The organism is Prauserella sp. PE36, from assembly GCF_003311655.1.
GTDB classification, from domain to species: domain Bacteria; phylum Actinomycetota; class Actinomycetes; order Mycobacteriales; family Pseudonocardiaceae; genus Prauserella_A; species Prauserella_A endophytica.
The window spans coordinates 59,527-86,482 of record NZ_QEQT01000082.1 but is presented as its reverse complement, the minus strand read 5'-3'; the positions used below and the strand labels follow the sequence as shown (position 1 = coordinate 86,482).

Here is a 26,956-nt window from a genome sequence, read left to right as displayed (position 1 = left end):
CCGAGCAGATCAGCGCCTGAGCCCGCGCACCGCGACGGCCACGACACCCGAGCACACGTGGGAAGGAACCGCCATGCTGGACCACGCCAACAGCCACGACGTCGCCGACCAGCAGCGCCCGGCCCATCCCGCGGTCGCCGAACCCGGGGATGGTCCCGAGGCCGCCGGGTCGCTCGACGCCGACCCGGCCGACCTCGCCGACCAGCGTCACGAGGTGCCGATGCTCGACGAGCCCGAACCCTGGCTCTGACACTCCGCAACCGTGTGCCATCCCGGCATCACGACATCCGTGGGTGAGCAACGATGGGCAGAACCCGAGTGGCCACGATCGCCACCACGTTGGCCGGCACGTCCCGGGCGATCCACCGCGCGATCCGCGCCACCGACCCCGCCAGGGCGGCGAGCCTGACGCAGTTGCGGGACACCGGCTGGGAACTCACCCAGCTCACCGCGGAACTGACCGACCTGGTCGCGCTGCTGGCCGATTACACCGGCCGACACACGGACCAGCCCGAGCGGGTGCGTCGAGCCGACGGCGGCCCCGCCGGTGAGGACCTCGCCCACGCGAGCCGGCACCTGACCTCGCTGCGCCGATCCCTCGACATCGCCCACACCGAGGCCCGCGACTACTACACCGCGCTCAGCCACCTCAACCCAGCACAGCTACCGCCATGAGCAGCATCCCGTCCGACCCGCACACCGTGCTCGGCCTTGAGCCGGGCGCCGGCACCGCCGAGATCACCACGGCCTACCGGCGGGCCGTGCGCGCCTGCCATCCCGACGGACCCCAGCCCGACCCCGAGCGACTCGCCGCCGTCCTCGCCGCCTACCGTCTGCTGCGCGACCGGAACACCCGACGCCAACGCGAGCACCAGCGCACCGGCCATGGGCAGGAGATCCCCGTCCGCGTCCACCCGCACGTCACACCATCGGGGCCGGCACTGCGCGCCGGGCCGGTCCGCCATCACCGGCGGGGAACCGCGGTGACATGACCCGCTTCGGACTGCTGGTGACGAGGGCTCAACGGCCAAGGACCCGGAAGTCCTCGAAGCCGTCGTCATCCAGCGGCCGCGGACGACGGGCGGCCGCACGGGGGCGTGGCCTGCCGTCTTGAACGACGGCAACGGCCGACGGCGCCCGCGGGCCCGGATCGACCGGCCGCTGGTCGCCGAACATGCGCGCGTTCTCGGCCAGCACCTCGTCCAGTAACTCGGTGTCGCCGAGAACCCGGCGCACCATCTCCGCCTGAGCCCGTGCGGCCGCGGCCCGAGCCTGCGCGATCGTGTGCAGGAGGCCGGCGGACAGTTCCGCGGGCTGCACCGCGCGGACCTGGCCGGAGAAGGTGATCTCCTTGACCGAGCCATCCGGCCCGGCGACCACGGTCACGACACCATCCGGCGAGGTCGCGGTGCCCGTGGCCGCGTCGAGCTCCTCGGTCATCCGCCGGTAGGCCTCCGCACGCGTCCGGTTCTCCGCGGCGGCGGTGTCGATCGCCTCGATCCGCCGCAGCAGCCGCTTGGCCGTTTCGCTCATGGCATCCCTCCCGGTGCTGTCGTGCGCTGTTGCGGCCTGATGGTCTCGATGAACCGCTGGTAGTCGTCGATCACCTGCGGGAACTGCTCCAACCGCGAGGTCAGCACGATCCGCAGAACGGCCCGTCCCCCGGCGCCCGCGAAGGCCATGAAGACCTGGTACTGCACCAGGTGCTGCCGCTGGCCGGACAGATCCACGGCCAGGCGGACGGCCTGGGTGTAGACGGGGTTCCACGCCGTGCCACGCTCGCTGGTGCGGCCGACCTTCACCTCGTGCGCTCCGGATCGCAGCCGTTCGATGGACTCCTCGGCGATCCGGGACAGTGGAACGTCGGCGTCCCGCAGTTCACCGGCGATCGTGATGTTCGGTGTGAACCCGCCGCCCCCGGCCCCAGGGTGCAACGCGACGAACGCGACCTCCGGAGTGCCGATCTCGTCCGGGTCGACCGATCTCCAGCCCTCCGGCAGGGAGAACTCGATCGGAACGGGAAGCATCGTGGTCATCTGTTCACCTCTCTCGTCGCTCGCCGGCGGACGGGGTCAGAAGCCGAGGACGGCACCGACGGCGCCACGCATGTCGCTCGGGGCACCACCGACCGTCTCGCGGACATCGGAGGCGACGCCACCGACCGCACCGGCCGCCTCATTGACCGCCTCGGCAACCCCGCCCGGATCGATGGTCACGTCGAAGCCGACCCTGCCACCCACCCCGAACGCGGCGCCGGCCGAGGCACCAACGTGGAACTGGCCATCGTCGCCCATGCCGAACTGCGCGCTGCCCTCGACGCCGACACCTGCCCATGCCTCGCCGTTCACACCGGCACCGACGCCCGCCACCTCTGCGCCGACCTCGCCGCTGGCCCGGGCACCGGCGAACGCCTCACCGCTGACTTCGGCGCCGCTTAGGCCGACGCTGCCCCGCGCGGACGCCTCAGCGCCGGCCATCGCCTCGCCGCTCGCTGACACTCCGGCGTGAGGGCCCAGGTTCAGCTCGCCGGCCGCTTCGGCACGTGCCCCGACGAACGCCTCCGCATTGCCCTGCGCGCCAAAGGCGTCCACGTTGCCCTCGGCGCCGGCGGAAGCGCCGACCATGCCGGCGGCGGAACCGGCCGCGTCGACCCCGTGGCCGAGGTCGACCTCACCCTCGACGCTACCCCTCGCCAAGTACGCCTCGGCGTTGGCGCCCGCGGTGACCCCGTTCTCGGTGACCTCGTTGTAGGCACCGGCATTGGCGCCGAGTAGCGAACCCTCCGCGCTGCCCCGGCCGGAGATCCCGCCGGCCGCAAAGGATCGCTCGGCCTCGCCACCGACCCACTCCGTGGCGGCTCCGGTTTCGGATCTGCGCACATTCAGGCCCAGCGCGTCCGCGAACGGCACCTCGATGCCGAACTCGGCGAGCGTCCGGCGGATACTGTCGTGCATCAGGCCGTCGGCCTGGCTGCCCCACTCACGCCGGTAGCTGCGGCCGTGATCGTTCTCCTGCCAGCCACCGGGGTCCTGTTCGACCCACCGGCCCGTTGCCGGGTCCCAGTGGCGCTCCATCTCCCGCCGCCCCGCGCCCCACTCGTTCTGGCCGAACGTCCGGGTGTAGCCGCCTTCGCCGTCCGGTTCGAACCCGAGCGCACTGGCCACCTCACCGCCGGCCTGCTCAACCTGCTGTCGTGCGGCGTTCAGGATGGCCTGTGCCTCCTGTGCGGCGGCCACACCGGGATCCTGGAAAGGTCCGAGGGTCTGCCCACCTGCCTTGGCGGACTGCGCCAGTGCGTCGTACCGTGCGGCGGCGGCGCGGCTCGCGGCCTGCGCCTGGTGGTACAACTCGATCGCCCGCTGAGCCTCACCCTGGCCCCAGGTCAGCACGTCGGCGAAGTCGCACAGTGCCTGTCCGCCCCGGCCGGCGGCCTCGACCACGTGCGCCCACTTCGGCGGCTCGTCGCCGAAAGCGGACCGGAACGCCTCACTCGCCTCACCGACCCACTGCACCGGATCGATCCGGCCGAGCCTGGCGCTGATCTCGTCGGCCGTGGTGATCGTGCCGACCAGTTCCCGCAGATCACTGGAGATCGTCGCCGGATCGCCCGGTATCAGGTCACTGGGATCGTCCGTCTGCCCCAGCTCAGCCACTAGCGCACCGGCCCTTCGCCGACACCGGCCACGGCGGACGTGCCTGCGTCGTCACCGTTCAGGACATCGCTGATGCCGCCGCCCACCGCGCGGAGGGCGCCGCCGAGCACACCGCCGTCGTTCTCCAGCACGTCCCCGAACGTGCCCAGCGTGCCGCCGGCCTCGGTTTCGGAGTCGAGGTACCTGCCAGCGGCCTCACCGAGCCGCACGCCGAAGTCCTCCGCCTTGTCCCGCAGCGCCTCGACCTGGCGCCTCAGGTGGTCGACGTACTGTTCCCAGCCGGCCTGCACCCCCGGATGGCCGTAGTCGCCACTCGGTCCTCGCCAGACCATGCCGGCCACGCCGGCGACGGCGTCGCCGATCATGCCCGCCGTCTCCCGCAGCTCATCGGGAACCGCACCGAAACCCGCCACCTGCCCAAGCCCCCTGTCAAATCACCGCAACGGACGATTGCGCTTACCCTGCCGGGTCACCGTCGCCCGCTGTGTCTGCCGGGCACCACCGCCCGAGACACCGGGCCGTTGAAGCTGTCCCCGAGTACGACGGCGCTCACGCCGGTAACCGATTCGAGCCTGTCAGGAGACGTTCGCGGTGGACCACACCTGTTGGGACCGGCGAGATACCCTCAGGGTATGGCCGTGGATCTCCGGATCAAGCGAGCTGGCGGGGCAACCCGGTGCACGTGGTCCATACCGGTACCGGCTCCGGGCCACCCTTGCGGCGATACCGGGTTCCGCGAGAGCCGGGGCGCGGTACTGGCTGGCGTCTCCCGGCTGTCCAGCGGCGGATCGACGTGACAGCGGAGACCGGCGCGCTGGACACGAACGTACCGCGAGCGGCCCGCTCCCGGTACGCGGATTCGCGGTACGGACGCGGATGACGAGCAGGGCCCTGGCGCCTCGCGCCCTCCGTGCTACCCCGGCGAGCCGGGTGAGCAGCCCGTCGCTACCGGAAGCCGGACCGACACCGGTGATTCTCCGGTTGACCGGGCGGCCGGGCGACGCCACCGACCGTCCACACCGGACTCGCGGGGAACGTCCGTCAACTCACGACGAGAGCGCCGCCAGCCCCGCCAGCTCCGTCGTCACGGCCGGCCATGCCGCACTGAGGGGGTCGATGACCTCGAAGTGCGCGGCATCCGGCACCACGACGAGCTTCGCGACCGGATGGGTATCCACATAGGATTCACTGACCGCCACCGGCAACCCGTCCTCGGCTCCGTGCACGAGCACGACCGGTCGCTCCGGCGCTGCCATCCGCACCGGGTCGAGGTCGGCACGTTCGTCCGGCGGCCCGCCCAGGAACGCGGCCACCGCGCCGTCCCCGAGCCCGAGCCGATGCGCGAGCATCAGGTCGGCGACGGGGGCGAGCGCCAGCGTGCCGAGCAGGCCGGGAGGCGGGCAGACCGACGATGCCCAGAGGGCGAGATGCCCGCCCGCGGAGTGCCCGGCGAGCACCACCTCGCGCGCGCCGAGCTGCCCCGGCAGCTCGGCCAGCGCGGCCCGGACGTCGGCGACCAGGTCGTCCGGCTTGCCCGGCACCCGGCGGTACTCGATGGACACCACCGGCCAGCCGTCCTCGCGCAGGGCCGTCGCGAGCGGGCGCGTGTGCGTGCGGTCGTACTCCGGAGTCCAGTACCCGCCGTGGATGAACACCAGCAGCGGGTGCCGTGCGGCACCGGGCAGCCAGGCGTCGGCGACGTGTTCGGGCGCGTCGCCGTAGCGCAACGTGCGGTCGGGCTCCGGAGCGGAGCGCGTGAGCACGGAACGGTCCATCACGGCCTCCCACACTGCGTCGTCGTGACCATCGTCGTCATCCCCGCCCCGCCGACCGGTCGAGCGCGGGCAGCACCCTGTTCCCGATCAGCTCGATCCCGCGCTGGGTGTCGAGCCCCTGCGGGGTGCCGAACTCGACGCGGGCGGCGCCCGCGTCGATGAGCCGCTGTGCCTGCGCGGCGACCTGGTCGGGCGTGCCGGAGAAGGCGAACAGATCCAGCAGCTCGTCGGGGATCAGGGATCCGGCGCCGTCGTGATCGCCGGCAGCGACGCGCGCCTTGATCTCGGCGAGCAGTTCGTGCGGTACGTCGACCGTGGGATCGAGGTCACCGACGACACCGAGGTACATGGCGACCTCCCGGCGCGCGCGGCGTCGCGCCGCCGCGCCGTCGAGGTCAACGACCGTGACCGCGCCGACGACAATGCGCACCTCGCCCGGTTCTCGTCCCGCCGCCCGCTCTCCCGGTCGGAGCCGCGCCCGCATCACCGGCAGCATCGCGGGGTTCGCGGTGCCGCCGATCTTGATCTCGTGGGCGAGCGAGCCCGCCATCGCGACGGCACGCGGGCCCCACGCGCCGATCAACAACGGCGGGTCGGCCCGCTGGGTCTCGTACCGCAGGGCGACGCCGGGGGTCAGCTCGAAGACCTCCCCCCGGAATCCGGCACCGTCGCCGGCGAGCAGCCGGTAGATGAACTCCACCGCCTCGCGCAGGTGGGCGAGCGGCCGCGGCTGGGTGAGCCCGATGTCACCCAGCCAGGTTCCCCGCGCCAGGCCGAGATACGCGCGCCCGTCGGACGCGGCGTCGAGCGCCGCGAGCTGGCCGGCGATCTCGTACGGGTGCATCGAGTACGGGTTCCAGCAGGCGGCGCCGAGACGCACCCGGTCGGTGACCCTCGCCATCTCCAGCAGCGCGGGCAGCGGCGGCTGGAACAGCAGATCCGCGAACACGCTGAGCACGTCGATGCCGTGGGCCTCGGCGGCCGTCGCGAGCCGCGCGTACTCAGCGAACGAGAGGTTGCTCTGCAGGCCGAGCCCGATCTCCACGTCCCTCATGTCAGGTCGCCGGAGTTCAGGGCGCACCGCCGTGTCCGGTCGACGCGCATGACGAGCCGCTCCTCGGGGTCCGGGCAGGCGACGTGACAGTCCCGTTCAAGCCAGTCACCCTCGGGCAGATCGCGCTGTTTCGCGGGCAGCAACGGCAGCGCGGCCTGCAGAGCGTAGACGCAGAAGTGCTTGCCCTCGGGGATGCGCAGCTCCGCGCTGTTGGTCAGCTCGAAGTAGTCGCCGACCTCCATCCCGCACACCGAGCGCCCCTCGATGCGTTCGACGGTCACCCGCAGGTCCCACAAGCTCATGTCCGGTTGTGTCATGCTGCCCTTCCCGTGTCGTCGGCCTCCAGCCAGCAGGCGACCGTGTGGTCCTCGCCCGCGAGTTCCGGTTCCTCGGCGCAGGCGGCGAACGCCTGCGGGCACCGGGCCCGGAACCGGCACCCGGTGCGCACGGCGGCGGGGTCGCCGACCTCACCCGCGAGCGCGCGCGGCAGCCCGGCGTCCGGGTCCGCGCTGGGGATCGCGTCGATCAGCGCCCGCGTGTACGGATGCTTCGGCTCCCGCCACAGCCGCTCGGTCGGCCCGGTCTCGACGATCCGGCCGAGGTACATCACGGCGGTCACGTCGGCGAGCCTGCGCACCAGCGCGAGGTCGTGCGAGATGAACAGCATCCCGACGTCCAGCCCGCGCACCAGCTGGGAGAGCACGTCCACCACCTGTGCCTGCGACGACACGTCGAGCGCGGTCACCGGCTCGTCCGCGATGAGCACGTGCGGGCGGGCCGCCAGCGCGCGGGCGATCGCGATGCGCTGCAGCTGCCCTCCCGAGAACTGGTGCGGGAACCGGGTCGCGGCCGACTCGTCGAGCCCGACGCGGGTGAGCTGGTCGAGCGCGTACCGCTCCCGCTCCGGCCCGCGCCCGACGTCTGGTGGCACGCCGTCCAGCAGCTGGCTCAGCACCGTGCGCCGCGGGTTGAGCGACGAGTACGGGTTCTGGAACACCATCTGCAGACCGATCTCGGCACGCCTTCGCCTGCGCCTGCCCAGTGGCGTGACGTGCTCGCCGCGCAGCCGCACGTCGCCGCCCGCTGGCGCGGACAGTCCCGCCGCGACCCTCGCGAGCGAGGACTTGCCGCACCCCGACTCGCCCACCAGACCGACGATCTCGCCGGACCGGACGTCCAGCGACACACCGTCGACGGCGCGGACCCGCCCGCGGCCCGGCGCACGGTGCTCGACGGCGATGTCGGTCAGCTCCAGCAGGGTCATCGCGGCACCTCCGCCGTCTCGGAGCGCGCCGCGAGCAGCGCGCGGGTGTAGGGGTGCCCGGGCGAGCGCAGCAGCTGCGCGGTCGGCGCCGACTCGACGACCCGGCCGTTCTGGAACACGCACGTGTGTGTCGCGAGCGAGGCCAGCACGCCGAGGTCGTGGGTGATGAACAGGACGCTCAGCTCGAACTCGGAGCGCAGGGAGTCCAGCAGCGCGAGGATCCCCGCCTGCACCGTGACGTCGAGCGCGGTCGTCGGCTCGTCCGCGATCAGCAGCCTCGGCCGGGCGGCGAGCGCGGAGGCGATGGCGATGCGCTGCAACTGCCCGCCGGAGAACTGGTGCGGGTACGACCGCAGCGCGCGCACGGGGTCTGGCAGGCGCACCTGCTCCAGCAGCTCGACGGCCCGCGCCTTCGCCTGCGTGCGGGTGAGGCCCAGGTGCACGCGCGTGTGCTCGGTGAGCTGCCTGCCGATGCTGAGCATCGGATGCAGTGCGGCGGTGGGGTCCTGGAACACCATCGCGATGCCGTGCCCGCGCAGCGCGTGCATCGCCTTGCGGTCTCGGTGGTCGAGCTCGGCACCGTCGAACCGCAGCGTGCCGGACACCTCGGCTCCGGCGGGCAGCAGGTCGAGCAAGGTACGGGCGGTCATGCTCTTACCCGAGCCGCTCTCCCCCGCGATGCCGACGATCTGTCCGCGCCGGACGGTCAGCGAGACGTCGTTGAGCACCGGCACCGGGCCGTCCGGTCCGGGCAGGCTCACCGCGAGGTGTTCGACGGCGAGCAGTTCGTCGCTCATGTCAGCGCCCTCCCACGAGGTTGGAGTCGAACCGGTCGCGGATGGCGTCGCCCAGGATGTTGCACGCCAGCACGACGGTCAGGATCGCCAGGCCGGGGAACACGCTGACCCACCACATGCTGATGTCGTTGGAGCCGAGCGCCACCATCGCTCCCCACTCCGGCGCCGGCGGGCGCGGGCCGAGACCGAGGAACGACAGCCCGGCGAGGAGCAACACCGCGTTGCCAAGCTCGAGCGTGGCGAGCACGATGGCGGGCCCGACACTGTTCGGGATGACGTCGCGGCGGAGCACCGTCACCGGCCCGACGCCGAGCATCCGGGCGGCGGACAGGTAGTTCTCGCCGCGGATGCTCAGCACGGCGCCGCGGATGACCCGCGCGTACACCGGCCACGACACGATCACCAGCGCCAGCACGGCGTTGGTCGCGCTAGGTCCGAACGCGGCTGTGACCGCCATCGCGAGGATGATCTGCGGGAACGCGAACACCAGGTCGGTGACGCGCATGATGATCTCGTCGGCGACCCGGCCGAGGTAACCGGCGATGAGGCCGAGCAGGCCGCCCACCAGCAGCGCTCCGGCGACGATCGCGAGCGCGAGCGGGATGGACAACCGGGCGCCGTGCAGCACGCGGCTGAGCACGTCACGGCCAAGCTCGTCGGTGCCGAACGGGTGTGCCGCCGACGGCGGTGCGTAGATGTCGGCGCTCTGCGCGAGCGGGTCGTAGGGGCTGAGCCAGCCCGCCAGTACGGCCACCGCGAGCCACGTGGCGAGCACGACGAGTGCGGTGACCACGACGGGCTGGCGCCATACGCGGTGCCGCCGGGTTCGGCCCCCGATCCGGGGCAGGACGGTCGCTGTCATGAGAGGCGGATCCTCGGGTCGGCGAGGCCGTAGAGCAGATCCACGGCGAGGTTGATCAGGATGTAGGTCGCGGCGACGAACAGGGTCACGCCGAGGATCGCGGGCCGGTCGAGCGCGCTGGCGCTGGTGTAGGCGTAGTTGCCGAGGCCAGGCCAGGCGAAGACGCTCTCGATCAGCACCGTGCCGGCGAGCATCGAGGCGAATGTCAGCCCGGCCATCGTCATGATCTGCACGAGGCCGGCGCGCAGCAGGTGCCGGAACAGCACGGTGCGCGACGGCAGGCCCTTGGCGTGTGCGGCCGTGATGTAGTCCTTGCGGAGCACCTCCAGCAGTGCCGAGCGGACGAACCGGACGAGCGTCGCCGTGGTGACGAGGGTCAGCACGAGCACCGGCAGCGCCGCGTGCTGCACGGCGTCCCAGGCCAGCATCAGGTCACCGGCGAGCAGGGCGTCCACGGGATAGAGCCCGGTGACCGAGGGCGGCGGGGAGAACTCGGGACTGAGCCGACCGCCGCCCGGCGACAGGCCGAGCACGAAGAAGAACAGGTACAGCGCCAGCAGGGACAGCCAGAACGGCGGCGTCGACAGCCCCAGCAGCGAGCCGACCCGCACCGCCTGGTCGGCCGCCTTGCCGTGGCGCAGCGCGGCGAACATGCCGATGCCGATGCCGAGCAGGACCGACAGCACGATCGCGGGCAGTGCGATCTCGAGCGTCGCGGGGATGTGGTCGAGGAGGTCTTCGAGCACGGGCCTGCCGGTGTGCTGCGAGGTGCCGAGATCACCCTGCACGAGGTTCCCGAGGTAGGTCAGGTACTGCACGGGCAGCGGCTCGTCGAGGCCCCACCGCTCCTCGAACGCCGCCACCGCCGCCGGGTCGCCGAGCGCCTCGTCGGACAGGTTGGCTGCCACGGGGTCGCCCGGCACGGCCTGCACCAGCAGGAAACCGATCAGCGTCGAACCGAACAGGAGGCCCACGGCGATCGCGAGCCGTCGCGCGAGGTAGCGCACGATCGGTGGGACACGCGGGCGCCGCGCGGGCGGCGCGTTCGTCTCCAGTGTGGTCACGGGTTCTCCTCCCGGGTCGGCGCGCTCATGCGGCGGGCCGGACGGCGGCCAGGTCGACGATCCAGCCTGCCGGCGTGTACTCGGCTCCGGTGACCTCGGGCGTGCTCACGACCGTGCCCGAGTTGTTGCCGAGCAACACGTACGGCGCGTCGCGGTACATCGCGTGTTGCCAGCGCACGACGGCGGCGTTGCGTTGCTCTTCGGTGGTGGCTGCGAGGAAGTCCTCCGTCGCGGACAGCACGTCGGGGGACGCGTTGTCCTCGGTCCAGTTCATGCGCTCGGCGTTGACGCCGCCCGGCGACATCACGCGGACCATCGAGTCGGCCCTCGGGTAGGTCAGCGCCTGCGGGGTCATGCCCATCTGGGCCTTGCCGCCGCGGTACTGCTCCAGGAACGAGTTCAGCGGCAGCGGCCTGAGGTCGATGGTGATGCCCGCCTTGGCCGCGTCGCCCTGGACCTTGGTGGCGATCGTGCCGAGGTCGACGCCGCGGTAGGTGATGGCCGGGTAGATGAACTCGATGGCCGGGTTGGTGATGCCCGCATCGCGCAGCAGCTTCCTGGCCAGGGGCAGGTCCTGCCGGAGCGTTTCCTCCTTCGGCAGCGTGCCGGGGTACGCGGGCGCGATGAGCCCGCGCGCGGGCCCGCTGCGGCTGCCGAACAGCTCGGCGAGTCCCTGGTAGTCCAGCGCCGCGCGGACCGCTCTGACGAACTCCGGTCGCGAGCCCACCGGCGAGACCGCGGGATCGGTGTTCACGAACGAGAAGTACGCCGTGTCGGGCTGCTGCGAGACCTTCAGCGAGGGCGGCAGCCCCTCGAGCAGCGTGCCGGCGATGTCGAGCGCGATCTCCGGGCTCGACGATCGGGTCAGCGTCAGCTTCTGGTTCTGTGCCTCCATGTTGCGGATGACCACCCGGGAGTAGCCGGGCTTGTCACCCCAGTAGTTCTCGTTGGCTGTGAGCACCAGCTGCTCACCGGGCTGGTTCCGCTCGAGCACGTAGGGTCCGCTGCCTGCGGTCTCACGGTCCAGATAGGACTGTGCGCGGTCGTTGCTCGCGGCGCTGGCGTCGGAACGTCCACCGTGCTCGGCGACCACGTCCGCGTTCACGATGGAGGCGGCGGGCATCGCCATGAGCACGGGCACGTTCGGGTTCGGTGTCGGCGAGGTGACCACCACCGTACGGTCGTCGGGAGCGCTGATCTCCAGTCCGGCGAAGTACGCGGACGCGCTGCCTTTGAGGTTCACGAGGCGGTTCAGGGAGAACTCGACGTCCTCCGAGGTGACGGGCGTGCCGTCGGAGAACGTTGCGTTCTCGCGCAGGGTGAAGGTGAATCGGGTGGCGTCCCGCGAAGCCTCGTACGACTCCGCGAGGCCCGGCTTCGGCTCGGTCACGTCGCCGCCCTCGAAAGTGAGCAGGGACTCGTAGAGGGCGTGCACGGCGAGGTAGCCGGTCTGCTCGTACACCAGCCCGGGGTCGAGTGTCTTGTACACAAAGGACGTGTCGACGACGAGCGTGTTGTCTCTCGCCGCCGAACCGGCCCGGCCTGCCGTGCACGCGCTCAGCACGCAGGTGACGACGGCGGCAAGGGACACGGCGGCGAGCAGGAGACGGCGCCGGGCGGGGACTCGGAACCGACGGGGCATGTTTCCTCCGGAAGAGTTCGCCGAGCGGAGATACCGGAGTCAAACCCGCCACGGAAGTATAGTCAAGATGTACTGTTGTTTATCTTCAGTAAACTAGCGTCGAAAGCTCCGCGGTTCCCTCCGAATAGGGCACTATCGGACAATCGCACCAGCGAAAGGACGGCGAACACGTGCTCGGCAACCGGATCCGGGATCTGCGCAAGGAGCGCGGGCTGACGCTGCGGCAACTGGCGGCGCGCATCGAGGTCACTCCCGGCCTGCTGAGCCAGATCGAGAACGGCGCCACCGACCCGAGCCTGACCACGATCCGCAAGCTCGCCGGCGCCTTCGGTACGTCGCTGGCGGAGATGTTCTCCGACGACGCGCCCGCCGTGCACGTCACGCGGCCCGGCCACCGGCCACAGCTGCGCCGGTCCAACGGCCACCTCCTCTACGACCGGCTCACCCCGGGGCGCGGTGACCTGGAGGTGCTACTCGGCCAGCTCGCCCCCGGTGAGGCGACCTGCGACGAGCCGTGGGGCCACGCGTCGACGGAGTGCGCGCTCGTGCTGGAGGGCACGATCACGGTCGAGGTCGGCGGCGGCACGTACACGCTGGACAAAGGCGAGAGCGTCACGTTCGACTCCCGGCTGCCCCACCGCTACGTCAATACGGGAAACCGGCCCGCCGAGTTCGTCGTGTCCGTGACGCCGCCGAATCCGTGACTACCCGAGTGCGGCGGGCTCCCTTCGCGCCGCCACCGCACGGGCCCGGTCGTCCCGGACCACCTCGCCTCCCTTGAGGACCATCGAGATCGACCGGAACGCCGAGGTGTCCGCGAGCGGGTCCTGTTCCAGGACGAGCAGGTCCGCGTACTTGCCCTCGGTGACCGAGCCCAGCACGTCGTCGGCGTCCAGCCAGCGCGCGGGCGCGATCGTCGCCGCGCGCAGCGCCTCGCGGGCCCCGAGCCCTCCGTAAGCCATGTACTCCAGTTCCCGCACGGCGGCGCTGGTGCCCTCGAACCGCCAGAACGGCGGCATGTCACTGCCGAGCAGCACCTCGACCCCGGCCTCCAGCGCCCACCCGTAACTCTGCAGGTGCCGCTCCCCCGCACCGAGGGAACGCTGCTGCATCCACTCCGGAACGCCGAGCTCGTCGAAGAACTCCTTGCACCGTGTCACCACGAGCGTCGGGACGTAGGCGCAGCCGCGCTCGGCCATGAGGCCGGTCAGTTCCCTGGTCAGCTCGTAGCCGTGCTCGACGCAGTCCAGCCCGAGCTCCACCGCTTCCCGGATCACCGGCCACGGACCCGCGTGGGCCGTCACCTTCCGGCCCCACTCGTGGGCGGTGGCTATGACGGCGGACAGCTCGTCCGTGGTCACCTGCCGGGTGTCGATGGCCTCGTGCCTGCCCGAGATGCCGCCGGAGATCATCACCTTGATCAGGTCGGCGCCGGCCTTGATCTGCGTGCGCACGCCCCGGCGGAACTCCGTGGCGCCGTCACACTCGAACGCGCCCGACGACCCGTGACCGTGCCCGCCGGTACAGGTCAGCGCCCGGCCCGCGGTGAAGATGCGCGGACCCGGGACGAATCCGGAATCGACCGCCGTGCGCAGCGCGAAGTCGGCGTGGTCCTTCTCGCCGACACACCGCACCGTCGTGACTCCACTGTGGAGGGTACGCCGAGCGCCGTCGGCCATGTAGAGCGCGAGGTCATGCGGGCCCATGCGCTTGACGCGTTCCCCGAGCGCGCCGGGCAGGGACAGCGAGAAATGCGTGTGCATGTTGATCAGGCCTGGCGTGACATACGCCCCGGCAAGGTCCAGCTCCACGCAGCCCGCCGATCGGGCTCGGGCGCCGAGATCGGGGTCCGTGCCCACCTCCTTGATCCGGTCGCCCTCGACCCACACGGCGGCGTTCTGGAGGGGAGCCTCGGCGAGCGAGTCGACGACCGTGCAGTCTCGCAACAGGTATCCGGGCGCCGTTTCAGCCATGGGCAGCTCCTTGTCGTGTCGTTCCGTCGGTGTCCCCGCGAGACACCGAGTCAGTCGTGGTCCATCCACACGGGACGCCCGCCGACGGCGACGAGCGCGGGCCGCAGCGACGGCCAGCCCTCCGGCGCGCAGCCGAGCGGGTTCTCCGGCCACACCACGAAGTCGGCGACGGCCCCCGGCGCGAGCACCCCGACGTCCCGCAGCCCGATGTGGTGCCCGGCCTCGCGGGTGTAGAGCGAGAGCGCCTGGTGCGGTGTGAGCGCCTCGTGCTCGCCGAGGCTCGAACCGTCCCACGCCTTGCGGGTGACCGCGATGGCCGCGCCCGTGAGCGGGTCGCACGGGTGGGTGTCGGATCCGCCCGCGAACCGCGCGCCATGGCGCGCCATGGTGCCGAAGGGCACGGCCTGCTCGGCCAGCGGGCCCCACACCGCGCGCATCTCCCGGACGTAGGTGTAGGCGAGCGCGGGCTGCACCGAGATCCCGATGCCGAGCTCGGCGCAGGCGTCGAGATCGCGCTCGGTGATGAGGAAGGCGTGCGCGATCGACACCTGGCCGGGCGTGAACGCCGCGCCCTCGGCACGCAGCTCGCGCACGGCCGCGGTGACGGCGGCGATCGCCCCGCCGCCCATGGCGTGCACGCAGGCCGGCCAGCCCCGTTCGGCACACAGGCGCAGGACGGTGCGCAGTTCGCCCGGCGAGTAACGGGCGTTGCGGTCGCTGCCGGGTTCCTCGGCCGGGCGTAGCCACGCGCCGGTGAACTCACCGTCGAGGACCAGCTTGAGCGCCCACGCACGGAGCCGGTCGTCGCCGTCCCCCGGCAGCGCCGTGCTGTGCAGGACACGGTTCAGCTCGGCGTCGAACTCGCCGCGCCAGTCGAAGCGGTTCATCAGCAGGACGCGCTGGGCGAGCACGTCTCGGTCGGCGGCCGCGCGGTACAGCTGCCAGGCGGCGTCGAATCCCGCGGGGAGGCCCGGATCGACGACGGTCGTCACGCCCATCTCGAGCAGCCGCCGGGAGGCGCGGGCCAGCAGGTCGAGTTGCTGCTCGCGCTCGTGCACGCCGGGCCGGTACAGCGCGTCGTTGACCAGCCGCACGCGTGGCCCGTACAGGTGGCCCGTGTCCGGCTGCCACTCACCGTCGCCCGCGTCCGCGAGCAGTCCGGCAAGTGCCGTCGCGGCAGCGGTGTTCAGGGCACCGTGGTCGGGCCTGCGGTACAGAAACACCGGATGGTCCCCTGCGGCGGCGTCCAGCTCGGCGCGCGTCGGGAGTCGGCCCTCGGCGAGGTTGCTTTCGTGCCAGCCCCCGGCGTCACCGAGGCAGCGGATCCATGCGCCCGGCGCGGCGTCTGCCGCCCGCTCGCGCACGCGCTCGCACACGTCGGCGATGTCGCGGGCGTCGCCGAGCGCGAGCATCGAGAGCTCGTGGGAGACCTTCTCGAGGTGCATGTGGGTGTCGCAGAAGCCCGGCAACACGGCCGCCCCGCCGAGCCGGGTGCGGCGGGTGCCGGGTCCGGCGAGTGGTGCCAGCTCGTCGTCGGAGCCCAGTGCCACGACCCGCCCTGCGGTGACGGCCAGCGCCGATGAGGCAGGGGTCGCCGGATCGAAGGAGACGATCTCCCCGCCGGTGAGCAGCCAGTCGACGGACACGCGATCACCCTCCATTTCGGACCCGTGGCGAGCGGCGGGCTCGCGACTGGCCCATTAGAGCCGGGTACCGAGCGTATAGTCAAGATGCACAGTATTTAGTCCAGGTAAAACCGTGCGCGAGGGGACAGCCCGACCTACTTGTCCTGGACGCTCACGACGCGGGTGTGCTTGACCGGCGTCGAGAGCACCATCGTGCTCGACGGCCTTCCGTAGACCGCCAGCCGGTCGATCAGCGCTTCGAAGGCCGTCATCGACTCGGCCGCCACCTTGAGGATGCTGCACATGTCGCCGGTGACGCGGTGGATCTCACGCACCTCCGGCCACTCCGCCACCTCGGGATCCCGCAGCACGCAGCGCGGGCCGTAACAGGACATGTGGATGAAGGCCGACACCGTCCAGCCGGCACTGCTGAGATCGACGTGCGTGTGGTAGCCGGTGATCACCCCGGTCTCCTCGAGCCTCCGCACACGCTCGGTGACCGCCGGCGCCGAGAGGTGCACCCGGCGGGACAGCTCGCTGAACGACAGCCGAGCGTTGTCCTGCAACTCCCGCAGGATCTCCCAGTCCATCCCGTCCACCCGTCGATCCTCTCGTTCGTTAAGTGATCGGGAGGATATGCCAGGAAATCGACGGTGAAAAGCCCGGATCGCCCTCGAGACCGCCTTCCGTCGGCGCGTCCGGCAGACGAAGATATCCACCATGATGTTCACGACCGAGGCGCCCGCCGGCCCGAAGTCCGGCTCCTCCTGCGAACCGCGACCCTGACCGGCGCACCACCGGTGGGAGCTCGCTGAAGGAAAGGCCGTGCATCCGATCTGAAAGTGACCCGTGCCCACAACCTTGGAACCGCAAGCACGGCCACTGATGAGCCTTGAGAAGACCATTCAACGCCCGTGCTCACCTTGAGAGCATGAGAACCCAGCAGAGAGGAGGAGATCCGTGCGACACACCTCGGAGACCCCGGCCGTCACGGCGTCGAACGAGTCGGAGCGCACCCGCCGCACGGCGGCCAACGGCGGCGACCCCACGCTCGACTTCGAGCGCGTCCCGTACGACGACTACGTGCACGCCAGCACGCTGCACCGCCTGCAGCGGACACTGAGCGACGACCCGGGCGAGATGTCGTTCCTGATGATCAGCCAGGTCATGGAACTCTACTTCGGACTCGTCCACTTCGAACTCGGCGTGGCCCAGGAGCGGCTGCGCGCCGACGACGTGTGGGAGTCGTTGCTCCCGCTGCGCCGCGCCGCCCTGCACCTGGAGGGGCTCAACGCCGGCTGGCAGACCTTGCGCTGGATGACGCCGGGCGACTTCAACCGGTTCCGCGACCTTCTCGGCGAGGGGTCCGGGTTCCAGTCGGCGATGTACCGGAAGCTGGAGTTCCGGCTGGGACTCAAGACGGCGTCGCTGATCCGGCCGTTCCGCAACGACCCCGCCGTCCACGGCGACCTGGAGAACGCACTCGCGGCGCCGAGCCTGTGGGACGACGTGATCCGGGTGCTCGCCCGCCACGGCCACGACGTCCCGGGCTCCGTGCTCAGCCGGGACCTCGCCGAGGAGCACACGCCGGACCCCGCCGTGGAGTCCGCCTGGGTACGGATCTACGACGACCCCGGACCCGGCAACCACCTGAGGATGCTCGGCGAGGCCCTGACCGAGGTGGCCGAGCAGTTCGGCGACTGGCGCTACCGCCACCTCCAGGCGGTGCAGCGCTCGATGGGTGCCCGCGTCGGCACGGGCGGCTCTAGCGGCCTGGCGTGGCTGCGGCGCAGCATGGAGCGGGTGGTGTTTCCCGAGCTGTTCTCGGCCAGGACGGTGATGAACTGATGGACACGACCGAAGCCGGGGCCCGCGAGCTGGACCTCGGTGACCCGGGGTACCGAGATCGGTTCGCGATCCCGCCCGCGGACGGCGGCGGCTACGCCGAGACGGCCTACTTCGCCGGGAACTCGCTGGGGTTGCAGCCGCATGCGGTGCGGGCGGAGCTGCTGGAGGACCTCGACGACTGGGCGCGGCTCGGCGTCGAGGGGCATCTGGAGGCTCGGCGGCCGTGGCTGCCCTACCACTCGCTGCTTACCGAGACCGCGGCGCGGCTCGTGGGTGCGCTGCCGAGCGAGACCGTGGTGATGAACTCGCTGACGGTGAACCTGCACCTGCTGATGGTGTCGTTCTACCGGCCGCGTGGACGGCGCACCAAGATCCTCATCGAGGACTCGACGTTCCCCTCCGACAGCTACGCGGTGCGCAGCCAGGCGCGGTTCCACGGCCTGGACCCGGACACCACGGTCGTCCGCCTCGGCACCGGCGAGGTGCTGGACTTCCTCGCGCGTGAGGGCGACACGGTCGCGCTGGTGCTGCTCGGCGGGGTCAACTACCTGACCGGTGAGCTGCTGGACATCCCCGCGATCACCGCCGCCGGGCACGCCGCGGGCGCGGTCGTGGGCTGGGACCTCGCGCACGCCGCGGGCAACGTCCCGCTGCGGCTGCACGACTGGGGCCCGGACTTCGCGGCCTGGTGCTCGTACAAGTACCTCAACTCCGGTCCCGGCGCGGTCGCCGGGGCGTTCGTCCACGAGCGGCATCACGGCGATCCGGGGCTGCCGCGGTTCGAGGGCTGGTGGAGCACCGAGGAGACCACCCGATTCGAGATGGCGCCGGTGTCTCGCCCACCGTCCACTGTGGAGGCATGGCAGATCTCCAACCCGCCGATCCTGGCGATGAGCCCGGTCCGCACGTCACTGCGCATCTTCGACGAGATCGGCATGGACGCCCTCCGGGCGCGCAGCCTCCGCCTCACCGGCTACCTGGAGACGCTGCTGGACGAAACCGTCGCGAACGGACCGGTCACCCTGCTCACCCCGCGCGAGGCCGACCGGCGCGGGTGCCAGCTGTCACTGCGCGTCGACGACGCCGCCACGATCGCCCGCCGCCTGCGCGCCGAGCACGGCGTCTGCGCCGACGTGCGCAACCCGGACGTGGTGCGGATCGCGCCGGTCCCCCTCTACTCGACCTACCACGACTGCTGGCGAGCCGCGACCGCGCTCGCCGCCGTGATCGGAGACCGGCCATGAGCGAGATCGCCGTCGTCGGCGGAGGCCTCGCCGGCAGCCTGCTGGCCTGTGTGCTCGCCCAGCGCGGCGAGCACGTCGTCCTGTACGAGCGGCGGCCCGACCCGCGTGGCGGCGTTGCCGAGCGGGGCCGCTCGATCAACCTGGCGCTGTCCGAGCGCGGCCTGGCCGCACTGCGCGTGGTCGGGCTGGACAAGCAGGTACTGGCCGACGCGCTGCCCATGTACGGGCGCATGATCCACCCGGTCACCGGAGAGCTGGACTTCCAGCCCTACAGCGCCGACGGCGAGCGCGCGATCAACTCGATCAGCCGGGGCGCCCTCAACAACATCCTGCTGGATGCAGCCGAGTCCGGTGTGGACATCCGGTTCGAACATCGGCTGTCCGGCCTGGACCCGGTGACCGGCGAGCTGACGTTCGCCACACCGGCGGGCGAGGTACGCGCCCGGGCGGACGTGATCCTCGGGGCCGACGGGGCGGGCTCCGCCGTCCGCGGTCAGCTGGTCGCGCACGGCGTGACCACCGAGACGCTCGACTTCCTCGACTACGGCTACAAGGAGCTGACGATCCCGCCCCGCGACGGGGATTTCGCGCTCGACCCGCGGGCCCTGCACATCTGGCCACGCGGACGGTCGATGATGATCGCACTGCCCAACCCCGACAAGTCGTTCACCTGCACGCTGTTCTGGCCCACCAGCGGCACCTCCGCGTTCGCCTCCCTGTCCAGCCCGGCGGCGATCGAGCGGTTCTTCGCCGAGCACTACCCCGACGTGCCGCGACTGGCGCCCGGACTCGTGGACGACTACCAGCACAACCCGGTCGGCCTGCTCGGCACCGTGCGATGCGCGCCGTGGCAGTCCGGGCGGGTCTGTCTCATCGGCGACGCCGCCCACGCGATCGTCCCCTTCTACGGGCAGGGCGCGAACTGCGCCTTCGAGGACGTCGTGGTGCTCGGCCAGTGCCTCGACCGCACCGGCGGGAACTGGGCGCGAGCCCTGCCGATGTTCGAGTCGTCGCGGCGCGCCGACACCGAGGCGATCGCCCAGATGGCCCTGGCGAACTTCGTCGAGATGCGCGACAAGGTCGCGTCTCCGCTGTTCCGGCTCGGCAAGCGCATCGAGCACACGCTCGAACGGCTGGCGCCCGGCCGCTATGTCTCGCGGTACGAGTTGGTGTCGTTCTCCACCACCCCCTACGACCGCGTGCGGCGGCGCGTCCGCGCCCAGCACCGCGTGCTCGCGGCCGCCGGGCTCGGGCTCGCCGCGGCGATCGCGGGCGGGGTCGTCCAGGCCAGGAGGAAACCGTGACCGTTCGCAACCACATCGACGGCGAGTTCACCCTTTCCGCCCGTACCTTCGCCAACACCAGCCCGGTCACCGGGAAGATCCTCGGTGAGGTCTCCGAAGCAGGCCGCGACGACGTCGACGCCGCGGTCGCCGCCGCGAGGGCAGCCCTGAACGGGCCATGGGGCCGCACGAGCGAGCTGGACCGCGCGGCCGTGCTTCGCCGGGTGGCCGACGAGATCGAGCGGCGCTTCGACGACCTGGTCGCGGCCGAGGTCGCCGACACCGGCAAGCCGGTGAGCCAGGCCCGCACACTCGACATCCCCCGGGGCGCGGCGAACTTCCGGGCGTTCGCCGACATGGTGAGCACCGTGCCCGGCGAGTCGTTCCTCACCCCGGCTCCCGGTGGCGGGAAGGCGCTCAACTACGCCGTCCGCAAGCCCGTGGGCGTGGTCGCCGTGATCGTGCCGTGGAACCTGCCGTTCCTGCTGCTGACCTGGAAGGTCGCGCCGGCGCTCGCCTGCGGCAACGCGGTGGTGGTCAAGCCGTCGGAGGAAACGCCGTCGTCGGCCACGCTCCTGGCGGAGATCATGGCCGCCGCCGGGGTGCCCCGCGGCGTCTACAACGTCGTGCACGGGTTCGGTCCGGACTCCGCGGGCGAGTTCCTCACCACCCACCCCGGCGTGGACGCCATCACCTTCACCGGCGAGTCCGGCACCGGCCGCACGATCATGAAGGCGGCCGCGGACGGCGTGAAGGCGGTGTCGTTCGAGCTGGGCGGCAAGAACGCGGGCATCGTGTTCGCCGACGCCGATCTGGACGCCGCTGTGGCGGGCGCCGCGCGGTCGTCGTTCACCAACGGCGGGCAGGTGTGCCTGTGCACCGAGCGGCTCTACGTGCAGCGGCCGGTGTTCGAGGAGTTCACCGCGCGGCTCGCGGCGCACGCGTCCGAGCTGCGGTTCGGTCTGCCCGCCGACGACGGCGTGACCACCATGCCGCTCATCTCGCGGGCCCACCGCGACAAGGTGCTCGGCTACTACGAGCTCGCCAAGGCCGAGGGCGCCACGGTGCATGCCGGCGGCGGACTGCCGGTGTTCGGCGACGAACGCGACGGCGGTGCCTACGTGCAGCCAACCGTGCTGACCGGGCTGCCGCCGGGGGCGCGCACGAATCGCGAGGAGATCTTCGGCCCGGTCTGCCACGTCGCGCCCTTCGACGACGAAGAGGAGGCCTACGCGCTGGCCAACGACAGCGACTACGGGCTGGCGGCCGCCGTCTGGACCCGCGACGTCGGCCGCGCGCACCGTGCCGGAGCCGCTCTGGACGTGGGGCTGGTGTGGGTCAACACCTGGTTCCTCCGGGACCTGCGCAGCCCCTTCGGCGGGATGAAGGCCTCCGGGATCGGCCGTGAGGGCGGGCACCGCTCACTGGACTTCTACACCGAGACCACCAACGTGTGCGTCGACTTCCAAGGAGGACGGCCGTGAGCCAGGCCAGAACCGTCGCGGGCAAGGCGACACCACGGGGCAGGTTCCCCCACGTCAAGGTGTCCGGCGGGTTCGCCTACGTGTCCGGTACCAGCAGCCGCAGGCCCGACAACACGATCGAAGGCGCGAGCGTCGACGAGCTGGGCACCACGACGCTCGACATCCGGGTACAGACGCGGGCGGTGCTCGAGAACATCCGCGACCTCCTCGCCGAGGTGGGCGCCGACCTCGGCGACCTGGTGTCGGTGACGACGTATCTGGTGTCGATGAACGATTTCGGCGGCTACAACGAGGTCTACGGCCGGTTCTTCGACGAGAACGGTCCGGCCCGCACGACCGTCGCCGTGCACCAGCTCCCCCACCCGCACCTGCTGATCGAGATCTCCGCCATCGCACGGATCCCCGAGGAGGAACGATGACACCGAAGACGGCACGCGAGCATCGCATGTCCCCCAGTGCCCGAGGAACGCTGCGGGAAGGAGCCGAGCGATGACACAGCTCACCGAGCCGATCGACTTTCCGGGCTGGCTCAAGGAGAACGAGTCCCACCTGCGCCCGCCCGTGAACAACAAGCAGATGTTCCCGGCCGGTCAGGACTTCATCGTGCAGGTGGTGGGAGGGCCCAACCAGCGCACCGACTTCCACGTCGACCCCTACGAGGAGTACTTCTACCAGGTCAAGGGCAACATGCACGTCAACGTCGTCACCGAGGACAAGGGCGTGCAAACGGTGCACATTCGAGAGGGCCAGATGTGGCTCCTGCCCGGCAACCTCCCCCACTCCCCGCAACGACCCGAACCCGGCTCGATCGGCGTGGTCATCGAGCGGGTCCGCGAGGAGGGCACCCTCGAGAAGTTCCAGTGGTACTGCCCGGACTGCTCCGCGCTGCTGCACGAGGTCGAGCTACAGGTCCGCGACATCGTGGCCGACCTGCCGCCGGTGTTCGAGAAGTTCTATGCCGACGAACGAGCTCGCACCTGCGACGCGTGCGGCGCCCTGCACCCGGGGAAGGGCTAGTCCGGCATGGCGGACAGTGTCGTTGAGGTCGTTGACGTCCACACCCATCTGGTGCCCCACGGCTGGCCCGACCTCGGGCCGGGCTGGCCGTGGCTGCGGATCGACTCCGAGCGGGACGCGATGATCATGGTCGGAGAGACCGAGTTCCGGCCCGCGGGTCCGCAGGCGTGGGACCCCTCGACCCGGCTCGTGGACATGGACCACGACGGGGTGAGTTTGCAGGTCGTGTCGCCCACGCCGGTCTTCTTCGGCTACGACCGGCCCGCGGCGGAAGCGGTCAAGGCGGCACGGATCCTCAACGACGTCACGCTGGAGACCCTCGCCGGGCACGATCGGTTCGTCCCGTTCTGCCAGGTGCCGCTGCAGGACCCGGACGCGGCGTGCGAGGAGCTGGACCGGTGCCTGGCCGCAGGGCACGCCGGGGTCGAGATCGGCAACCACGTGGGGGACAAGGACCTCGACGACGCGGGAATCGTCACGTTCCTCCAGCACTGCGCCTCCATCGGAGCGCCGGTGTTCGTGCACCCATGGGACATGCCCGGCGGGCCCCGGCTGGACCGCTGGATGGCTCGGTGGCTGACGGGAATGCCTGCGGAGACGCACCTGTCGGTGCTCGCGATGATCCTCGGCGGCGTCTTCGACCGCGTCCCGGACACGCTGCGGCTGTGCTTCGCACACGGCGCCGGGAGCTTCCCGTTCTGGCTCGGCCGCGCCGACAACGCCTGGCACCGCCGGGGCGATCTCGTGCGGGGCCGGTCCGAGCGGCCGCCGAGCGAGTACACACACCGGTTCTTCGCCGACTCGGTCGTGTTCGACCCGGCGGCGCTGCGCCTGCTCGTGGACACCCTCGGCGACGATCAGGTCCTCCTCGGCAGCGACTACCCGTACCCACTCGGCGAACGTCCGGTGGGGAAGGTCGTGCACGAAGCCGGGTTCCTCACCGAAAGGCAGCGGGGGAAACTGCTGGCGGGCAACGCCATGCGGTTCCTCGGACGGGGCTGATGGACCGTTCTGCCCACCTGGACGCCGCCGCGCGGCTCGTCATTCTCGCTGGCGTACAGCACCTCGAACCCGTATACCCCACCGGCACCGCGTGGACCGGCGTCCTCGCGGAAGTGAAAGGGCTAAGCCGTTGACGCTCTGGACCGTCGACCACGCCGCACACGTCCTCGCCGAAGCCGAGCGAGCGCGCACCGAGCGGCCACCCATCACCAGTGAATGGCCGGAACTGGATCTGCGCACGGCCTACCAGGTCCAGCACCGGCTCATCGACCACAAGACCGAGAACGGAGAGCAGGTCGTCGGAGTCAAGCTCGGTCTCACCTCCCGCGCGAAGCAGCGACGCATGAACATCGACTCGCCGCTCACCGCGTGGCTCACGGACCGGATGTCACTCCCCGCCGGCCAACCCCTCGACACGGCGGCCCTGATCCACCCCAGGGTCGAACCAGAGATCGTATTCGTGCTCGGCCACCGGCTCGCCGGCCCCGGCGTGACCGCCACCCAGGCGCTGGCAGCCGTCTCGGAGGTCCGTGCCGGACTGGAGGTCATCGACAGCCGCTACACCGACTACAAGTTCACCCTCCCCGACGTCGTCGCCGACAACGCCTCCTCCGCGGGTTTCCTCGTCGGCGCGCAGGCACGCCGGCCGGAGGAGCTCGCCCTCGAACTGGAAGGCTGTGTCCTCGACGTCGACGGCGAGATCGTCGACACCGCGACCGGCGCGGCAGTCCAGGGACACCCCGCGGAGGCCCTGGCACTCGCGGCCAACTCGCTGTGGGAGCGAGGTGTCGCGCTCGAACCTGGCTGGATCGTGCTGACCGGCGGCCTCACCGATGCCGTGCCCGCACGACCCGGCTCGTCGATCACAGCGCGATTCGCCCACCTCGGTACGGTCACACTCGGCTGTAGCTAGGCCGCGCCCGGCGGAGCACGCGAGGCGAAACGACCACGCCTCAATAGCCGCCGACCAGCAGCCACACGGCTCCCGCAGCGCAGGCGATCGCGACGAGGACCAGCATGAGCATGCCCACGCCGCGTTTGGACACCTTCATCCCCGAGCTCCGTTTCACCGGCTTGCCGGCCCAGTGTCGGCGTCGGCGTGCGGCCGCGCAACCGCACGCTCGTGGAGGCCGTCGGGCAATGGGGCGGTGGCGCTCAGGTCCCCCAAGGCCACCTTTGTTGCGTTCAACGCAACAAAGGTGGCCTTGGGGGGCAGTGTGCTCGTTTCCAGGCCGCCGAGCGCAGCAGCCGCAGCCCGTTGAGACCGACGATCACGGTGGAGCCTTCGTGCCCGGCCACCCCCAGCGGCAGTGGCAACGTGCCGAGGATGTCCCACAGGGCCAGCACCGCGATGAAGCTGCCCGCGATGACCAGGTTGGCGACCACCACGCGACGGGCGCGGCGGGACAGTGCGATCACGGCGGGGATCGTGGTCAGGTCGTCGCGCACGACGATGGCGTCGGCGGTCTGCAGGGTGAGGTCGGACCCGGCGCCACCCATGGCGATACCGGTGTGCGCGGCCGCCAGGGCCGGCGCGTCGTTGATGCCATCGCCGACCACAGCCACCCGCTGCCCCCGCGCCTGCAGTTCGCGGACCGCCGTGACCTTGTCGTCCGGCAGCAGCTCCGCCCGCACGTCCGTGATGCCGACCTGGCTCGCCAACCTGGCGGCGGTCACCTGATTGTCGCCCGTGACCAGCACGGGAGCGGCGCCGGTCAGCTCTGTGACGGCGGCGACCGCCGGTTCGGCTTCCTCGCGGACCTGGTCGGTGATGCCCAGCACGCCCACCGGCCGGTGCTCCCACAGCACGACCACAGCGGTGTGGCCACGCGCCTGGATGCCGTCGACGACCTCCCGCGCGGTGTCCCCCGCGGACCCCGGATCGAGCAGCGCGGCCGGTGAACCCACCTGGACCAGGGAGCCGTCGACGCGCGCGGACACGCCCCTGCCCGGCCGGGCGAGGAACTCGCCAACGGGCGGCAGGTCGAGGCGTCGGGCCCGGGCGGCGCGCACGATCGCCGCGGCCAGCGGATGCTCACTGGGATGTTCAGCGGCCGCGGCATAGCGGAGCACCTGCTCGGCGGTGAGCTCCCCACCGGGTAGCACTCGGACGTCGGCGAGTTCGGGCGTGCCGCGCGTCAGCGTGCCGGTCTTGTCGAACGCGACCCGGGTGGTCGTGCCCAGCTGTTCCATCACCACCGCGGACTTGACCAGAACCCCGTGCCGGCCGGCGTTGGCGATCGCCGCCAGCAGCGGCGGCATGGTCGCCAGCACGACCGCGCACGGTGAGGCAACGATCATGAACGTCATCGCCCGCAGCAAGGACTCTCGCAGCGGCTCCCCCAACCACAGCGGGATGACAAACAGGGCGACGGTGGCGATCACCATGCCGATCGAGTAGCGCTGCTCCACCTTCTCGATGAACAGTTGAGTACGAGCCTTGGTCCTACTGGCCTGCTCGACCAGCCCGGCGATGCGGGCCACAACCGAGTCCTCGGCACGCCGGTCGACCCGCACCCGCAACACCCCGGTGCCGTTGAGCGTGCCCGCGAACACCTCGTCCCCGGCCGCCTTGTCCACGGGCAGCGGTTCACCCGTGATGGTCGCCTGGTCCACCTCGCTGGCCCCGGCCACGACCGTGCCGTCGGCGGGCACCTGCTCCCCCGGCCGCACCAGCACCGCATCACCGACAACCAGGTCAGCGGCCCGCACGGTCTCCTCCGTGCCCCCTTCGGTCACGCGAACCGCGGTGTCGGGGGCCAGGTCCAGCAAGCCGCGCACCGAGTCCTCCGTGCGCGCGGTCGCCAGCGCTTCCAGGGCACCTGAGGTGGCGAAGATGACGATCAGCAACCCGCCGTCCATCACCTGGCCGATCGACGCCGCCCCGATCGCCGCCGCGACCATCAGCAAGTCCACGTCGAGGGTCTTGTCCCGCAGCGCCCGCAAGCCCGCCAAGGCGGGCTCCCAGCCTCCGGTCACGTAGCAGGCCAGATACAACGCCCACGACAGCCCGGACGGGCCGCCCAGAAGCTGGACAGCCAGCCCGGCCAGGAACAACGCGAGCGCAGCCGCAGCCCAGCGCACCTCGGGCAAGGCCCACAGTCGAGTCCTACGCACGGGCGGCAGGGCCGGACGAGCGGACGCCGAGCGAGTCAGCGTGGCACTGGGCGACGTGGCCACGAGTCACCTCCGGGGACGACGGACGACTCCCCGACGATAACAGAACACATGAAGACGTCTTCATTTATGGGCAAACAGCGGCCCCTCACCGTGTGACCCGCACCACTGCAGCGCGATCGAAAGCGCTGATCGCCCTCCCCTGTGCCGGCCGTCGTCGCACCTGGCCGATCGAACCCACCCGAGCCCGGT

The 26,956-nt window shown here is 71.3% G+C and carries 28 protein-coding genes; 12 read left to right on the top strand and 16 right to left on the bottom strand.

The features are described from left to right. Positions 1–73 precede the first annotated feature (73 nt). From DI005_RS38300 to DI005_RS22850, 3 genes are read left to right on the top strand one after another with little or no spacing between them, the layout of a single operon-like run. Positions 74–250 (top strand): hypothetical protein, encoded by a 177-nt coding sequence (locus DI005_RS38300; protein ID WP_158559877.1) that lies wholly within the window; start codon positions 74–76, stop codon positions 248–250. Between the two features lie 53 nt (positions 251–303). Beyond that, positions 304–675: a hypothetical protein gene (locus DI005_RS22855; RefSeq protein WP_137093431.1), complete on the top strand. Its 372-nt coding sequence runs from the start codon at positions 304–306 to the stop codon at positions 673–675. Then, positions 672–992, top strand: a complete 321-nt coding sequence (locus tag DI005_RS22850; protein WP_112273445.1) for a DnaJ domain-containing protein — start codon at positions 672–674, stop codon at positions 990–992. Before DI005_RS22855 ends, DI005_RS22850 begins: the two co-directional genes overlap by 4 nt. 28 nt (positions 993–1,020) lie before the next feature. Here the strand turns inward: DI005_RS22850 and DI005_RS22845 are convergent, their stop codons facing one another. From DI005_RS22845 to DI005_RS22790, 12 genes are all read right to left on the bottom strand, one after another. Further along, complete coding sequence (locus tag DI005_RS22845) at positions 1,021–1,533, bottom strand: YbaB/EbfC family nucleoid-associated protein (protein WP_112273447.1); 513 nt, start codon at positions 1,531–1,533, stop codon at positions 1,021–1,023. Then, positions 1,530–2,036, bottom strand: coding sequence for a hypothetical protein (locus tag DI005_RS22840; protein ID WP_112273449.1), 507 nt, complete (start codon positions 2,034–2,036; stop codon positions 1,530–1,532). The genes DI005_RS22845 and DI005_RS22840 overlap by 4 nt, the downstream gene beginning before the upstream one ends. A 36-nt stretch (positions 2,037–2,072) precedes the next feature. After that, positions 2,073–3,653 carry a putative T7SS-secreted protein gene (locus tag DI005_RS22835; RefSeq protein ID WP_113643478.1) on the bottom strand — a complete coding sequence of 527 codons (1,581 nt, stop codon included), beginning with the start codon at positions 3,651–3,653 and terminating at the stop codon, positions 2,073–2,075. Beyond that, positions 3,653–4,066, bottom strand: a complete 414-nt coding sequence (locus tag DI005_RS22830; RefSeq protein WP_113643477.1) for a hypothetical protein — start codon at positions 4,064–4,066, stop codon at positions 3,653–3,655. The genes DI005_RS22835 and DI005_RS22830 overlap by 1 nt, the downstream gene beginning before the upstream one ends. 633 nt (positions 4,067–4,699) lie before the next feature. Further along, positions 4,700–5,428 (bottom strand): alpha/beta hydrolase, encoded by a 729-nt coding sequence (locus DI005_RS22825; protein ID WP_112274785.1) that lies wholly within the window; start codon positions 5,426–5,428, stop codon positions 4,700–4,702. Between the two features lie 37 nt (positions 5,429–5,465). Further along, entirely contained in the window at positions 5,466–6,482 is a 1,017-nt protein-coding gene (locus tag DI005_RS22820) for an LLM class flavin-dependent oxidoreductase (protein WP_112273456.1), read from the bottom strand. Beyond that, positions 6,479–6,799, bottom strand: coding sequence for a TIGR04076 family protein (locus DI005_RS22815; protein ID WP_112273458.1), 321 nt, complete (start codon positions 6,797–6,799; stop codon positions 6,479–6,481). Before DI005_RS22815 ends, DI005_RS22820 begins: the two co-directional genes overlap by 4 nt. Next, positions 6,796–7,746 carry an ABC transporter ATP-binding protein gene (locus DI005_RS22810; protein ID WP_113643476.1) on the bottom strand — a complete coding sequence of 317 codons (951 nt, stop codon included), beginning with the start codon at positions 7,744–7,746 and terminating at the stop codon, positions 6,796–6,798. Before DI005_RS22810 ends, DI005_RS22815 begins: the two co-directional genes overlap by 4 nt. After that, positions 7,743–8,543 (bottom strand): ABC transporter ATP-binding protein, encoded by an 801-nt coding sequence (locus tag DI005_RS22805; RefSeq protein ID WP_113643475.1) that lies wholly within the window; start codon positions 8,541–8,543, stop codon positions 7,743–7,745. The genes DI005_RS22810 and DI005_RS22805 overlap by 4 nt, the downstream gene beginning before the upstream one ends. Position 8,544: 1 nt before the next feature. Then, the gene (locus DI005_RS22800) at positions 8,545–9,405 is read right to left on the bottom strand and encodes an ABC transporter permease (protein ID WP_112273463.1); all 861 of its coding nucleotides are present in this window, start codon (positions 9,403–9,405) and stop codon (positions 8,545–8,547) included. Further along, positions 9,402–10,469 carry an ABC transporter permease gene (locus DI005_RS22795; protein WP_199543136.1) on the bottom strand — a complete coding sequence of 356 codons (1,068 nt, stop codon included), beginning with the start codon at positions 10,467–10,469 and terminating at the stop codon, positions 9,402–9,404. The genes DI005_RS22800 and DI005_RS22795 overlap by 4 nt, the downstream gene beginning before the upstream one ends. Before the next feature lie 25 nt (positions 10,470–10,494). Beyond that, positions 10,495–12,111, bottom strand: coding sequence for an ABC transporter substrate-binding protein (locus DI005_RS22790; protein WP_113643474.1), 1,617 nt, complete (start codon positions 12,109–12,111; stop codon positions 10,495–10,497). Between the two features lie 170 nt (positions 12,112–12,281). On the opposite strand from DI005_RS22790, the gene DI005_RS22785 reads away from it, so the two are divergent. Then, positions 12,282–12,815, top strand: a complete 534-nt coding sequence (locus DI005_RS22785; protein ID WP_112273467.1) for a cupin domain-containing protein — start codon at positions 12,282–12,284, stop codon at positions 12,813–12,815. On the opposite strand, the gene DI005_RS22780 is transcribed toward DI005_RS22785, so the two are convergent. From DI005_RS22780 to DI005_RS22770, 3 genes are all read right to left on the bottom strand, one after another. Continuing rightward, positions 12,816–14,084, bottom strand: a complete 1,269-nt coding sequence (locus tag DI005_RS22780) for an amidohydrolase family protein (protein WP_113643473.1) — start codon at positions 14,082–14,084, stop codon at positions 12,816–12,818. 50 nt (positions 14,085–14,134) lie between these two features. After that, complete coding sequence (locus DI005_RS22775; RefSeq protein ID WP_158559876.1) at positions 14,135–15,730, bottom strand: amidohydrolase; 1,596 nt, start codon at positions 15,728–15,730, stop codon at positions 14,135–14,137. A gap of 134 nt (positions 15,731–15,864) precedes the next feature. Further along, positions 15,865–16,299 (bottom strand): Lrp/AsnC family transcriptional regulator, encoded by a 435-nt coding sequence (locus DI005_RS22770; protein WP_228713708.1) that lies wholly within the window; start codon positions 16,297–16,299, stop codon positions 15,865–15,867. A 370-nt stretch (positions 16,300–16,669) separates the two neighbouring features. Between DI005_RS22770 and DI005_RS22765 the strand changes: the two genes are divergently transcribed. The 8 genes from DI005_RS22765 to DI005_RS22730 all read left to right on the top strand — a co-directional run bounded on the left by DI005_RS22765 (position 16,670) and on the right by DI005_RS22730 (position 24,500). Continuing rightward, complete coding sequence (locus DI005_RS22765) at positions 16,670–17,557, top strand: tryptophan 2,3-dioxygenase (RefSeq protein WP_112273475.1); 888 nt, start codon at positions 16,670–16,672, stop codon at positions 17,555–17,557. Then, positions 17,557–18,801 carry a kynureninase gene (gene kynU / locus DI005_RS22760; RefSeq protein ID WP_112273477.1) on the top strand — a complete coding sequence of 415 codons (1,245 nt, stop codon included), beginning with the start codon at positions 17,557–17,559 and terminating at the stop codon, positions 18,799–18,801. Before DI005_RS22765 ends, kynU begins: the two co-directional genes overlap by 1 nt. Next, positions 18,798–20,105, top strand: a complete 1,308-nt coding sequence (locus DI005_RS22755) for an NAD(P)/FAD-dependent oxidoreductase (RefSeq protein WP_112273479.1) — start codon at positions 18,798–18,800, stop codon at positions 20,103–20,105. The genes kynU and DI005_RS22755 overlap by 4 nt, the downstream gene beginning before the upstream one ends. Continuing rightward, positions 20,102–21,568, top strand: coding sequence for a 2-hydroxymuconic semialdehyde dehydrogenase (locus DI005_RS22750; protein ID WP_113643472.1), 1,467 nt, complete (start codon positions 20,102–20,104; stop codon positions 21,566–21,568). The genes DI005_RS22755 and DI005_RS22750 overlap by 4 nt, the downstream gene beginning before the upstream one ends. Next, the gene (locus tag DI005_RS22745; RefSeq protein ID WP_112273483.1) at positions 21,565–21,987 is read left to right on the top strand and encodes a RidA family protein; all 423 of its coding nucleotides are present in this window, start codon (positions 21,565–21,567) and stop codon (positions 21,985–21,987) included. Before DI005_RS22750 ends, DI005_RS22745 begins: the two co-directional genes overlap by 4 nt. A gap of 70 nt (positions 21,988–22,057) precedes the next feature. Beyond that, positions 22,058–22,585, top strand: coding sequence for a 3-hydroxyanthranilate 3,4-dioxygenase (locus DI005_RS22740; RefSeq protein ID WP_113643471.1), 528 nt, complete (start codon positions 22,058–22,060; stop codon positions 22,583–22,585). Positions 22,586–22,591: 6 nt separating this feature from the next. Continuing rightward, positions 22,592–23,587, top strand: coding sequence for an amidohydrolase family protein (locus DI005_RS22735; RefSeq protein ID WP_113643470.1), 996 nt, complete (start codon positions 22,592–22,594; stop codon positions 23,585–23,587). 130 nt (positions 23,588–23,717) lie between these two features. Further along, positions 23,718–24,500 carry a 2-keto-4-pentenoate hydratase gene (locus DI005_RS22730; protein WP_112273489.1) on the top strand — a complete coding sequence of 261 codons (783 nt, stop codon included), beginning with the start codon at positions 23,718–23,720 and terminating at the stop codon, positions 24,498–24,500. A gap of 272 nt (positions 24,501–24,772) precedes the next feature. Here DI005_RS22730 and DI005_RS22725 read toward each other — a convergent pair whose 3' ends face one another. After that, positions 24,773–26,689 carry a heavy metal translocating P-type ATPase gene (locus tag DI005_RS22725; protein ID WP_369973614.1) on the bottom strand — a complete coding sequence of 639 codons (1,917 nt, stop codon included), beginning with the start codon at positions 26,687–26,689 and terminating at the stop codon, positions 24,773–24,775. Positions 26,690–26,956 lie beyond the last annotated feature (267 nt).